This window comes from Candidatus Binatia bacterium (genome assembly GCA_036493895.1).
In the GTDB taxonomy this organism is placed as follows: domain Bacteria; phylum Desulfobacterota; class Binatia; order UBA1149; family CAITLU01; genus DATNBU01.
Genome location: DASXOZ010000069.1, coordinates 1 through 11,199 on the forward strand (window position 1 = coordinate 1; position 11,199 = coordinate 11,199).

An 11,199-nucleotide genomic window follows, 5' to 3' on the forward strand; every position below is an offset into this window, starting at 1 on the left:
CAGCGCCTGGCGATGCCAGGAAGCTCTATTGGTTCGCGGATGACGACCTGATCGGCCAGGTCGAGCCGTCGCGGTCGATCCAATGGAAGGCGAAGGTCGGCACGTTCCTGTTCCGTGTCGTGGACGACCGCGGGCGCGCCAGTTCGGTGCGCATTCGCATTCTTCCGCAAACTGGAGACGATTCGACGGCATTTTCGCCGCCGGCCTGATCGGTCGGGTCGTTCGTTGCTTTCGCCCCGGCTGCGGTGTGACGGTCCTTGCGGGTCGGCAGTTTCCCGATGAACACAACCGTACGAAAATTCGCGAGCCGCTTCAGTGTGGACTTCCCCCGGTCTTCTGGACAGAGCGAAAGTCCTGAATGAGTCTGTTGTGGGGGCATCGGAAGTCTCATGAAAGACCCGTTCGACCGTATTGCTTCCGGCTTCTTCGCGGCCATCGAACGCGGAGACCTGGAGTCTGTTCGCGACACGTACTCGCCGCAGGCGCAGATCTGGCACAACGTGACGGGGAGGACGCAGACGCGCGACGAGAACGTGCGGCTGCTCGGGCTGTTTATCGCACGCGTCTCCGATCGCCGCTACGAGATCCTCTCGCGTGGGTTCTTCCCGGGCGGTTTCGTGCAGCGCCACCTTCTCCTCGGTACGAGCATGACCGGAGAGAAGATCGAGATACCGGCCTGCCTGGTCGTGCACTTCGCTGAGGGCAGGATCGAGCGGCTCTTCGAATATCTCGACTCGGCTGCAGTGCGGTCGATCTTCCCGTAAAGCTCGCTCTCCCGGCAATCGGCCGAGCATCGGGCATGCCTGCATCCGGCACTCGCGGCAACGCGCGCGCGCCTAGCGCGACCCCATCCCGCGCAAAGAAAATTCCACCGCCGGCAGATGCTGCCGGCCGATGAAGAGCTCACCGCCGACGAGATAGGCCGGCACGTTCCAGACGCCTTCGGACGCGAGCTGCTCGCGAATCGCTTCGGCCTCGCGCGGACCTTCGTCCTTCACGTACTCCCGAAATCCTGCCGCCGAGGCGCCGAGACATTCTTCGACGAAAACAAGACCGGGGTCCGCATTCTCGCGCCAGATGCGATCGAACACGCGCGCCACGTACTCGCCGGCGTCGGAAGGTACAAAGCGACGCTGCCACAGCAGCCCGAGCGATGCGGTCGCGGTGTCGACGCTGCGGTCGGCGTCGCCGAGATCGAGCCCGCGCGATTGCGCATAGCGCCGCAGGTCGTTCGCGCGATATTCGGAGCGCATGCGGAAATGACGCGCGCTGCGGTCGCCGCCCGGGACGGCGACGCGCGGCCGACTCGTCGTCACACGCGGAAACGGCAGCCAGTCGAACGCGACTTCGAGCCGCGCCTGGAGCGCACGGGTCGGCGCGATCGCGAGATACGAAGCCGCGCAGCCGAAATCGATTGCGACACGTACGGTCATCGCGCCTCGGCGGCAGGACGCGTGTAGACGATGTCCGGCGCGGGACCGCGACGCCCTTCGAGGATCCAGCGGATCCGCGGCAGGTGTTCGCGCCCCCAGTAATACTCGCCATCGACGACGTATCCCGGCACACCGAAGATGCCGGCGTCGAAGATCCCGGCCTGCTGCGCGAAATAAGCATCCCGCGCGGATTCGGCCGCCTGCGCGAAGTTGGAAACATCGGCGCCCGATTCGCGCAGGATCGCACGGATCGCAGCCGGCGACTCGGCATCGAGCTCGCGCTTCCAGAACGGCTCGAACGTCAGGTCGAGGTAGCGACCGAGCACATCGTCGCCATGCGCCTTCGCCCACAGCATGCCGATGCCCGCGAGCGTCGTATCCCAGATCTTGACGGTTCCGCGAAGCGTGATGCCTCGCATCCGTGCGTAGCGGCGCGCATCCATGTACGCGTACTTGACCCATGCCCATTGTGCGGGGCTGCGCTCGCTCGTGACGACTGCATCGCGCGAGTCGAGGCGCGCCGAGCCTGCAAACGATGGAATGTCGAGCGACAGCGGCCGCCAGTCCACGGCGATCCCGAGCGACGCCGCGAGCTCCCGCGTCGGATCCTTGGCGAGATACGCGTACGGGCTCTTGAGATCGAGATAAACGATGAGCGGACGATCCGACCGGAGAGGATCGAAGCGGGAGACGGCGTCGAAGGCTCGCACCGCGCAAGAGTAGCACTGCGCGCGTCACGGGCCAGAGGCCGGCTGCCCGGGAACCCGGATCCGGCTCACCCGGATCGCCGCGGCCCTGCGTCCCGGCAGCCTCGAGAATCCCGAGGACTCGACACGTGAGCTTGGCTAGAGAAAAGACTTCTTCAGGCAAGCCGGACGAGCACGGAGACCACACCGATCCCCGCCACCATGATGCCGCCCAGGCGCATCGTCATACGTCTCTCGAGATCGATGAGCTGCACCTGCGTCGACATTTCCCCGAAGCGCAGCTCCGTACGGCGTTCCTGTTCGGCCAGCCGGATTTCGAGCCGCTTTTCCATCTCGGCCAAGCGCGTATCCAGGTGTTTCTCGAGGTAGTCGAAGCGGGCGTCGACCTGGGCGAAGCGGGAATCGACTTGAGCGAAACGGGAATCGACCTGAGCGAAACGCACGTCCAAGCGCGCCTCCAGCTCATGCAGGTCGTGCGCAACCGCTCCAAAGCGCGCGTTCATGCGCGCCTCCAGCTCATGCAGGTCGTTCGCAACCGCTCCAAAGCGAGCGTCCATGCGCGTCTCGAGCTCACGCACGTCCTGCCTGGTCGCTGCGAAGCGCGCATCCATGCGCACTTCCAATTCGCTCAGGTCCTGCTTGGTAGCCAGCGTATCCGTCATCGCGGCCGCGAGCGCCTCGGCTTGGCCTTCAGCCTGCTGCTCGCTGAAACCAGCTTCGCGGAGCCGCCGCGCGTACGCAAGCGTGTCGAGCGCGATCGCCATCACGGTTGCCGAAAACCGGGTGACATCGTTGCCGGCTCTGCGCGGTCTGGTTGCACAGACGCAGGCTCGCGCGTGAGCGGCCGGTCGTCAATGTCGACGATCGCATACTGTGACTAAGGAATCTGCGTAGGGGCATGGCGGAGTTTCCTCGGTCCCGGTGGGGAAGGCCTGGATCCCCAACCTGCGACTTCCTAGCGCACTTCCTCGCCGCCAACCACGAACACGACGCTGGTTCCGTACACCTGCGCTGCCAGGTCTTCGGGTAACGGGTATTTCGAGAACGTCCCGCTTCCGAAATCGACATACAGGGAAGGAAAGGAGTCGTAACGACCCGGGCGAGAAGCCATGTGGATCCCTCCCGGCAGGACATGGTGCTCGTCCCCTTTGCGGGCCGTCACTCCGGTGGGCGAAGCGTAGAAGATGCCATGGACATCGATGTGCGTCGGACGGTACTCGCCGACTGGCAACACGTAGTCGATCCCGAGTGGTGCGGGGACGACGATTTCGTGAACGACCCTGAAGGCGGTGTCGAGTGCCCGCGCCGAGCCGATCCGATCGGAATCCTGAATGGGGCGCTGCGATGCCGCACAACCCACAATGAGCAAGCCCGCGACGACGCCTGCGACAACGGCACGAAACCTTGCACGGACCGCGAGTGTCCATCGGGCACCGTTTGTCGCCGGAGCAACAGAAGGCTGGCTTGCCGGCGTTTCCGGTGCCACGTCGCTACGCCCTGCCTGTTCGCGCGGGAACTTCCGCAGTGCGTCCGCGATGCAGGCGATAGATGCCAAGCGCCCACTGCGCAGCCGGATGTCGCAGCAGCGTGGCGCGATAGTCCTGCAGGTACGATGGCAGCTCGACCTGCAGCGGATACTGGATCTCGGGCGGCTGCAGCAGAACGCTCAGCAGCGCCGCGGCCGTGAGATCGGCGATGCTGAAAGCCCCGCCGACCAGAAACGCGCGGCCCTGCCGCTCCTTTTCGATGCGGTCGAGTGCCGCCGCGACGACGCCGCGGTCCTTCGCCAGGTTGGCGGCGCTTACCTTGTGACGCCAACGGTAGAAAGACGGGAAAATCCGGAGCAACGGGCGCAGTCTTCCGTAAGCCTCGTCGGGCATGCCTGTCGTCAGCACCCGCAGCGCGATATCCGGATCGCTCGCGAAAAGGGGAGTTACGACTGCCGCGCGCAGCGCCGGGCCAAGCGTCTCGTCAAGATCGTCCTCCAGTTCGAGGGCGCGTTTTCGTGCGGTGGGGTCCTGCGGGTAGAGAGGCGGCTCCGGGTAACGCTCTTCGAGCGCAGCGATGATCCGCGTGGAATCGGCGAGGGCGTGGCCATCGAGCCACAAGATCGGCAGCTTGCCCTGGCCCGTCGCGCGCCACGCGCGGATCAGGTAGTCGGAGCCCAGCACGCGGCGGCGGTGTCCGATGCCCTTGTAGTCGAGCGCCCAGCGAACCTTCTCACTGAAATGCGATAGCGGGATGTGCCAGAGAACCGGGGTATCCATCGTGGTCAGCAGGCGACGAACAGCGTCCGAGGGTACTGGCTACCCCGAATATTCGAGCACAGTAACGCGGCGGCTAGTCCGCTCGAATCACTGTCGTGCAAGCGTAGGGGAACGAGACGGCACACACGACGATGCCAGCACGAAGACTTTTGGTCTTCCCTTTCCCGCCCACGGTAATTGTACAGCGTTTCCCCTCGGCCGAGGCGCTGTCGAGAGTAGTGCAAGTATGGCCGGCGGCCAGGGTGGCGCACGTCGAAGTGGCGGCGACGCTGCCGTCGGAATTCTTGACGGTCAACGTCACGTCCGTGAGATCCGCCGTCGTGATATTCGACGCTTCGCAGAACGCATATTGGCTAAGATCGCCATTCAGCCACACCAGCTCCGATTCCAGTGCGAAAACGGGCCGGGCGAGTCCGAGAAGGACCACCGCGAGACACGACCAGCGAATCAACCTTTTCATCGGTTTCCAGCTCCTTCGGTCAGCGGTGCTCTCTTCTCGAGATGAACGGACAGGCAGGCCGACCTGCAAAGTGCCCGGCTGCACGGGTTGACGCAAGGCCGCGCCAACGAAATCGAGCGCAGAGCGTATGGACACCCGGACGACCGAAGTGCGCGTGATCGCGATCGATGACCTGGCTTCGTGTCCAGCCCTCGTCTCTCGTCGACGCCGGTGATCCGCTGCCCTGGCCACAGCAGCGGCAATGCGGTCATCTTTCGACAACGTTTCCAGGACGACAGGGAGGTCAGCGATGACGGTCACGCCGCTTTACGCAGGTGCACTCGCAATCTGGTTCGCCGTTCTGAGTCTCCGGGTGATCCAGGGGCGGGTCGGTCCGGCAGGGCCGAGCCTCGGGGACGGCGGGGACGCCGCGATGCTTCGCCGCATCCGCGGCCACGCGAACTTTGCCGAGTACGTGCCGCTGATCCTCGTGCTGATGGCGCTGCTGGAACTGAACGGCGAGCCGAAGTGGGTGCTGCACGCCCTCGGCTCGACGCTGCTGGTCGCAAGACTGCTGCACGGCTATGCGTTTTCGTTCACGCAGCAGTTCGCACCCGGACGCACGGGCGGCGCGGTGCTCACGCTGGTCCTGTTGCTCGTGAGCGGCGCCATGTGCCTGCGTGCCGGTCTCGCGGCGCTGTAGAAGGTCTCATGCGCCGGGGCGGTGATCCGCGGCGGCGCGCAAGCCTGTGAGGCGCCGCTACGGGGCCGTGAGGTGCACTCCGGCGGCAGACGTCAGGTTCGCGACCTCGTTCCCCTTGGACATCAGGATCAGGCTGTTCCCGCTGTAACGAAACGCGTCGGTGGCGATCAGCGCGTCGGTGACCGCATCTTCTGTCGACGACTGCTGCTCACTGCACATGGCTTGTCCGTTCGTGAGGTTCGAGAAGCGCAGTGTGCCGGCGGTGAGATCGATCTCGAACGCGGCCGTCATCGGATTGCACGATGTGGAGCCGACCATGCGACCGTTCTCCCTGCCCATGACGAAGCTCGCGTCGTCCGGCGACGGTGGCAGCGCGCCGTCGTAACCATTGACCTGCGTGAAGATCCATTCCCTGCCGAGAGGAGAGCCCGGTGTTGTCGCGCCGGTTGGTGCCACGGCCGGCGCCTGCGGACCTCCGGTCTTGTCGATCTGCATCTGCGCCATGGACATCGGCTGAGCCCCTGCCGGCTCCTCTGTCTGTCGCGGCGTCATCGCGCTGCATCCGGCAATCACGAAGATAAGGATTGGCAGAAATGTTGCGTTCATCGGTCCCTCCCGGCGTGACTCACAACGGCCAACCTGCCCTGCTTCCGTCGTGGCGCGGACATTTCGACTTCCATCAACTCAGAAGATGACGTGCATCCGCAGTCCGACGATCACGTCGGTGTGGACACTGGGCTGGTCGAGCAACCCGAGAACCTGCTTCTTCTGCGCCGGCTCGACCACCTGGAGATCGGGAGTCAGCACGAGCCACGGGGTAACCGCGGCGGCGTAGTACGCCTCGAAACCCCATTCGTCCTGCAGGAACGACAGGTCCTGCAGCGGTGTCTGAAGCGTCGGGGTCTTCACATCGATCCAGTAAAAGCCGAGACCGAATCCGTCGTTCGCGCGGCTCTCGAACACGCCCTTGCCGCCGATGCCGAGGCTCACGAAGTCTTCCATGGGATTGGGATTGCCGTCACTGAAGCCGAGGCGTGCGAATACTCCCGCCCCTTGGCCGGAACCTTTCTTCGGCTCGTAGAAATACTGGTCGAAGTTGTAGTAGACGGCCCAGGTATCGGTCTGTTTGACGATGAGGTTCTTGTCGAGGACTGCGCCGATGCGCTGGTCCAGTGAGGTGAAGTTCCTGTTGGAGTAGGCTCCGCCTACAAGCTGGTGCCCGGTCAGGCCGAAGAAGCCCGTCCGGACGCGTCCCTCTCCCGCAAACGTCAGCTTGTCGGTGGTGAGGTCGTCGAAGCCGGCCTCGGAGGCGTTTCCATTGGCCTGGAGCACCGTGAAGTTGACGATCGCCGCTTGCGGGTCCTTGGTTGGCAGCACGATTACGCCCGCCCCGAGCGTGGAGTAGGGCGCCGCGAGCAGAAGCGTCGGATTGACGTTGAATGCCAGGTTGAGGAACTGCGTGTCCCCCTTCCCATGGGCGAACTCGTTGTCATCGCCGCTCAACGTGTCGAACTTGCCGAACGTCACGCCCACATAGTGCGAGAGGAACTGCGCGAACGTCACTGCGGGGACGTTGAAGTTGCTGCCGCTCGGAATCGGGTAGAGCTGGTTGGAATTGACCGGCATCAGTGCGCCGGTGTCGCGAAAGCCGGTGGCCCTGTCCCAGTTGCCCTCCAGCTCGATGAGGAGGAAACCACCGGGCCACAGGCCGAGCTTCTGCGAGTCGATCGTCGTGCTCAGTTCGGCGCGTCCGCCGTACTGCCAGGTATGATCCTTGCCGCCGTCAACCACACCTGATGTGACCTGCGTAACGGTCGCATCGAGCGTGACTCCCTTGGTGGCCAGCTCGTTGCGCAGGCCGCCCCAGTCGCCAGTCAGCGTCGTGCGTTCGAACGGCGAGCCCGAGTAGGATTTGTCGGGCGCCGCATCGTCCGCGCGCGCTCCCACGGCGACGGCGAGCATCGCGGTAATTCCCAGGATGATTCGTAACGGATTCATGTTACCCCCGCGAGAAACTCCGAGCACAAAACGCGTCCGTCAGGGAGCCGGAACCACCGTATAGTACACGCCGTTGGCACCGAAGCTCGCTTTGAACCAGGTCGTGCCGCCGGCGAGGTAGTAGGTATTACCCGCGGCGGTCGTTCGCACTGCGCCCGCCGGCACTGACGCATAGATGGCTCCCATCAGGTAGTGCGCCTGGCCGGCGGCAACCCCGGCCGAATAGGCAGCCTGGGCGTTGGCCTGCGAATTGGCCGACGCCGCTGCCGCACCAACCGTGGCACCGACGACGACGCCCACCGCCGCCGCTCCTGCCGCGCTCCACCCTCCGCAGCTTCCGCACGACGATCCGTAATAGTTGACGGTCGTCGGCGGATGATACGGATAGTACGCCGCAGGCGGATGATAGTACGCCGCGCCGCTCCCTTCGTGGTACGCGCCCTCGCCGTACGCACCATAGGATTTGCCGCCGTACATGTTCGTGTGCTCGGCGCCTTCGCCGTACTTGGCCGACGTTCCGCCGCCGTACATGTTCTCGTGACTGACGCCCTGGCCTCCACCGGCAGAGCTGCCTCCGCCCCAGGCATTGTTATGGCTGAACCCTTGCCCGAAGCCGCCGGACGAACTGCCTCCCCAGCGATTGCTGTGCTCGCCGCCACCGCCGAAAGAGCCGGACGAATGGCCGCCGAACGAATTCGCGTGGCCCCATGCGTAAGCCGGCATCGCCGTCAGCGTCGAGATCAATGTGCAGACCAGTGCGATATCTATGTTCTTTCGAAACATCGCGGATCCTCCTCAATGCGCCGCGGACGCGGGCTTGGTTGCCGGCTTGCCGGAGCCAGCATGAGCAGCGGCGGGCGCCTGGTGGGTACTCGGGTGTTCGAACGGGATTTTCGAGGCGCCGGCGGCCTTGGCCGACGTGAACTCTTCCGGCTTCATCGGCGCGTCGAGTTTCCAGTTGGAAATTTCCACCTGGTGGCGAAGGCGCATCGGGTCGTCGAAGAAGATCGCGCGCGCCATGCGTGGCAGCTTGTCATCGGCGCCGATCCAAACCTGAACGAACACACCCTCGCTTTCGTAGGCGACCATGTCGGTCGTCACGCCGCCGACGACGTTCGACTGGCCGATGTAGAACGCCAGCGTCAGGCTCTTTGCCATGTCGGCATAAGGATCGGAGACGAGGAAGTCGGCGAACGGGAAGTACGTGCCCGACGTCTTGTAGAGAGCCTCGAGCGTCTGGTCCACCGTGGGCGGAGCGTCGGCCATTGCGACGAGGTTCTCCTGCACCGCGAACGACATCATGGTCTTGCCGTCGTAGTAGAACTCGGTCGGAGGACCGTCGGCTGTCGTGACCACTTTCAGCTTGTCGGGGCGCTGAAGCGCGACGTGCGACATCGTCTTGTATGCCAGAGGCGGTCCGTATCGGCTCGGGCTCTCGTACGTAGAGATGACGTCGAAGCCCAGTGTCTTCGCGTGACCGATCGCGTCGCTCATCGCCTTCAGCAGATCGACGGCTTTCGGCTGGATCTCGCCCTTGACGGCGGCCGGCTGCGGCGCTTTCGCCTTGGCCGGTGCTGCGAGTGCGCTGCCGGCCATCGCCGACATTGCAAAGGCCAGGGCGACGGCTGCCGTGGCGAATCGATTCCTTGTTCTCATTTTCATGCGGTTCCCTTCTTGCGACGGCTGTTCGTCAGGCACGAGACGCTACTCGCTGGCCTTGTTGCTGCCGCTCTCGGCCTGCTGCAGGCGCGCAGCGTCCTGCGGCGAAAGCTTCGCGCGCTCGATGTGGATCGTCAGCTTGTCGAGCGTTCCGGTGAACCGGAACGGTGGCTGGTAGTCGGAGTCATCCACCGACGTTCCGGTGTCGGAGCCCACGTCGAACGACTCGTCCCACTGCAGCGTGGTCGGAATCGTGTGCTCCATCTTTTTCGACGCGACTTCCTTGCCGTCCACTTTCAGCACGCCGGTTCCGCTTCGCCCGAGGCCGCTCATGCTGTTGAATGCCAGCGTCGCAAAGCCGAGGCCGTCGTAGTGGAAGTCGAACGTCACGGTGTGCTTGCCGGGGGCGATCGCCTGCTTGCCTTCCCATTTGACGCGCTCGAGATCGACCAGGTTCCACGTGAAGACCGGCTTTCCCTTCTTCAGGTAGAAGCCGTAACCGCCGAAGCGGCCGCCCTGCGTGACCAGCATTCCGTCGGCACCGTTCTTCGGAACGTCGATGTCGGCGGTGATCGTGTAGGAAGCTGCGATCAGGCTCGGCGCACCGCCCATCGGAACGCCCGTCAGCTCGCCGTCGTAGGTGAACGTGTCGCGGCCGGCCGTCACGCTCGGGCGCGGTGTCACCATGCGCGAGGCCAGCGAGTTGTCGAGCGGCAGTACCTGGTACTTTCTGGCCTCCTCCATGAAGAGCTTCTGCATCTCTTTCAGCTTCTTCGGATCGGAGGCGGCCAGGTCGGCGCTCTGGGTGCGGTCGGTGTGGAAGTCGTAGAGCTCCCACTTGTAGCTGTCGGCCACGTCCGGATTCGGCGTGCCCGACAGTTTCCACGGCAATGCGATCGGAGTCGTGTTGGCATACCAGCCGTCCTTGTAGATGCCGCGGTTTCCGAACATCTCGAAGTATTGCGTGTGGTGCCGCGTCGGTGCGTCCGCATTGGCCTTGTCGAAGGTGTACTTCATGCTGACACCTTCGATCGGGCTCTGCTGGATCCCGTCCACGGTCTCGGGCGCCTTGATTCCAACGGAGTCGAGAATCGTCGGAACGATGTCGATCACGTGATGGAACTGGTTGCGGATCCCGCCGGCGTCGGTGATGTGACCGGGCCACGCGATGCAGAGGCCCTGCGTGGTGCCGCCGTAGTGCGATGCCACCTGCTTTGTCCACGGGAAGGGCGCGTCGAAGGCCCACGTCCATCCGACCGCCATGTGATTGTAGGTCTTGGCCGAGCCCCAGTCGTCGTAGAAGTTCTTCAGCTGGACGTCGACCGGCACTTCGGCGCCGTTGAACTGGGCAACTTCGTTCGGGGTGCCGTTGAGCGAGCCTTCGGCACTGCTGCCGTTGTCACCGCTGATGTAGATGATCAGCGTGTTGTCGAGCTTGCCCATGTCCTGGACGGCCTGGATGACGCGCCCGATCTCGGCGTCGGTATACGCGAGGTACGCCGCGTAGACGTCGACCTGCCGGATGAAGAGCTTCTTCTGGTCGGCCGACAGGCTGTCCCACTCAGGCAGGATGTCTTTCGGCCACGGCGTCATCTTCGCGTCCTGTGGCATGATGCCGAGTCGCTTCTGGTTGGCGAAGATCGTCTCGCGAAGCTGGTTCCAGCCGCCGTCGAACAGGTGCATGTCGCTGATCTTCTTGATCCATTCAGGGGTGGCGTGGTGCGGGGCATGGGTTCCGCCGGGAACGTAGTGCACGAAGAACGGCTTGGAGGGATCCACCTCGTTCAGCATCTTGATGTGTGCGATCGCATCGTCGGCCATCGCCGTCGTGAGGTTCCATCCCGGCTTGCCGACGTACGGGTAGATCGCTGTGGTTTGCCGGAAAAGGTTCGGCTCCCACTGGCTCGTGTCGCCGCCAATGAAGCCGTAAAAATAGTCGAAGCCCATTCCCATCGGCCAGTGGTTGAACGGGCCCGCCTGGGTTGCTTCGAAC

The 11,199-nt window shown here is 64.1% G+C and carries 14 protein-coding genes; 3 read left to right on the forward strand and 11 right to left on the reverse strand.

Going from position 1 to position 11,199, the window contains the following annotated elements:
- The coding region (locus VGK20_15225) for a hypothetical protein (protein HEY2775393.1) at positions 1-209 on the forward strand (209 nt) is incomplete at its 5' end.
- Positions 210-389: 180 nt separating this feature from the next.
- Positions 390-764, forward strand: coding sequence for a nuclear transport factor 2 family protein (locus VGK20_15230; protein ID HEY2775394.1), 375 nt, complete (start codon positions 390-392; stop codon positions 762-764).
- A gap of 72 nt (positions 765-836) precedes the next feature.
- Here the strand turns inward: VGK20_15230 and VGK20_15235 are convergent, their stop codons facing one another.
- The 6 genes from VGK20_15235 to VGK20_15260 form a co-directional block, all read right to left on the reverse strand.
- On the reverse strand, positions 837-1,433 hold the full coding sequence (locus VGK20_15235; GenBank protein ID HEY2775395.1) for a DsbA family protein: 597 nt from the start codon (positions 1,431-1,433) through the stop codon (positions 837-839).
- Positions 1,430-2,143 (reverse strand): DsbA family protein, encoded by a 714-nt coding sequence (locus tag VGK20_15240; GenBank protein HEY2775396.1) that lies wholly within the window; start codon positions 2,141-2,143, stop codon positions 1,430-1,432. Before VGK20_15240 ends, VGK20_15235 begins: the two co-directional genes overlap by 4 nt.
- 152 nt (positions 2,144-2,295) lie before the next feature.
- Complete coding sequence (locus tag VGK20_15245; GenBank protein HEY2775397.1) at positions 2,296-2,904, reverse strand: hypothetical protein; 609 nt, start codon at positions 2,902-2,904, stop codon at positions 2,296-2,298.
- Positions 2,905-3,095: 191 nt separating this feature from the next.
- On the reverse strand, positions 3,096-3,626 hold the full coding sequence (locus VGK20_15250; GenBank protein HEY2775398.1) for a hypothetical protein: 531 nt from the start codon (positions 3,624-3,626) through the stop codon (positions 3,096-3,098).
- A gap of 4 nt (positions 3,627-3,630) precedes the next feature.
- Positions 3,631-4,407, reverse strand: a complete 777-nt coding sequence (locus VGK20_15255) for a glutathione S-transferase family protein (protein ID HEY2775399.1) — start codon at positions 4,405-4,407, stop codon at positions 3,631-3,633.
- 73 nt (positions 4,408-4,480) lie between these two features.
- On the reverse strand, positions 4,481-5,167 hold the full coding sequence (locus VGK20_15260) for a hypothetical protein (protein ID HEY2775400.1): 687 nt from the start codon (positions 5,165-5,167) through the stop codon (positions 4,481-4,483).
- Between VGK20_15260 and VGK20_15265 the strand changes: the two genes are divergently transcribed.
- Complete coding sequence (locus VGK20_15265; GenBank protein HEY2775401.1) at positions 5,157-5,549, forward strand: MAPEG family protein; 393 nt, start codon at positions 5,157-5,159, stop codon at positions 5,547-5,549. The genes VGK20_15260 and VGK20_15265 overlap by 11 nt on opposite strands.
- Positions 5,550-5,606: 57 nt before the next feature.
- Here VGK20_15265 and VGK20_15270 read toward each other — a convergent pair whose 3' ends face one another.
- The 5 genes from VGK20_15270 to VGK20_15290 form a co-directional block, all read right to left on the reverse strand.
- Positions 5,607-6,059, reverse strand: coding sequence for an META domain-containing protein (locus tag VGK20_15270; GenBank protein ID HEY2775402.1), 453 nt, complete (start codon positions 6,057-6,059; stop codon positions 5,607-5,609).
- Positions 6,060-6,233: 174 nt separating this feature from the next.
- Entirely contained in the window at positions 6,234-7,547 is a 1,314-nt protein-coding gene (locus VGK20_15275; GenBank protein ID HEY2775403.1) for a carbohydrate porin, read from the reverse strand.
- Positions 7,548-7,586: 39 nt separating this feature from the next.
- A complete protein-coding gene (locus VGK20_15280) occupies positions 7,587-8,330 on the reverse strand; it encodes a hypothetical protein (GenBank protein ID HEY2775404.1) in 744 nt (247 codons plus the stop codon).
- A gap of 12 nt (positions 8,331-8,342) precedes the next feature.
- Complete coding sequence (locus VGK20_15285) at positions 8,343-9,209, reverse strand: DUF2092 domain-containing protein (protein HEY2775405.1); 867 nt, start codon at positions 9,207-9,209, stop codon at positions 8,343-8,345.
- Between the two features lie 42 nt (positions 9,210-9,251).
- The coding region (locus VGK20_15290) for a sulfatase-like hydrolase/transferase (GenBank protein HEY2775406.1) at positions 9,252-11,199 on the reverse strand (1,948 nt) is incomplete at its 5' end.

What these genes read in the sequence shown, in the direction of transcription:
- VGK20_15230 (HEY2775394.1), top strand. Translation starts at nt 390, where the DNA reads ATGAAAGACCCGTTCGACCGTATTGCTTCCGGCTTCTTCGCGGCCATC.
- VGK20_15235 (HEY2775395.1), bottom strand. Translation starts at nt 1,433, where the DNA reads ATGACCGTACGTGTCGCAATCGATTTCGGCTGCGCGGCTTCGTATCTC.
- VGK20_15245 (HEY2775397.1), bottom strand. Translation starts at nt 2,904, where the DNA reads ATGGCGATCGCGCTCGACACGCTTGCGTACGCGCGGCGGCTCCGCGAA.
- VGK20_15255 (HEY2775399.1), bottom strand. Translation starts at nt 4,407, where the DNA reads ATGGATACCCCGGTTCTCTGGCACATCCCGCTATCGCATTTCAGTGAG.
- VGK20_15265 (HEY2775401.1), top strand. Translation starts at nt 5,157, where the DNA reads ATGACGGTCACGCCGCTTTACGCAGGTGCACTCGCAATCTGGTTCGCC.
- VGK20_15270 (HEY2775402.1), bottom strand. Translation starts at nt 6,059, where the DNA reads ATGTCCATGGCGCAGATGCAGATCGACAAGACCGGAGGTCCGCAGGCG.
- VGK20_15275 (HEY2775403.1), bottom strand. Translation starts at nt 7,547, where the DNA reads ATGAATCCGTTACGAATCATCCTGGGAATTACCGCGATGCTCGCCGTC.
- VGK20_15280 (HEY2775404.1), bottom strand. Translation starts at nt 8,330, where the DNA reads ATGTTTCGAAAGAACATAGATATCGCACTGGTCTGCACATTGATCTCG.
- VGK20_15285 (HEY2775405.1), bottom strand. Translation starts at nt 9,209, where the DNA reads ATGAAAATGAGAACAAGGAATCGATTCGCCACGGCAGCCGTCGCCCTG.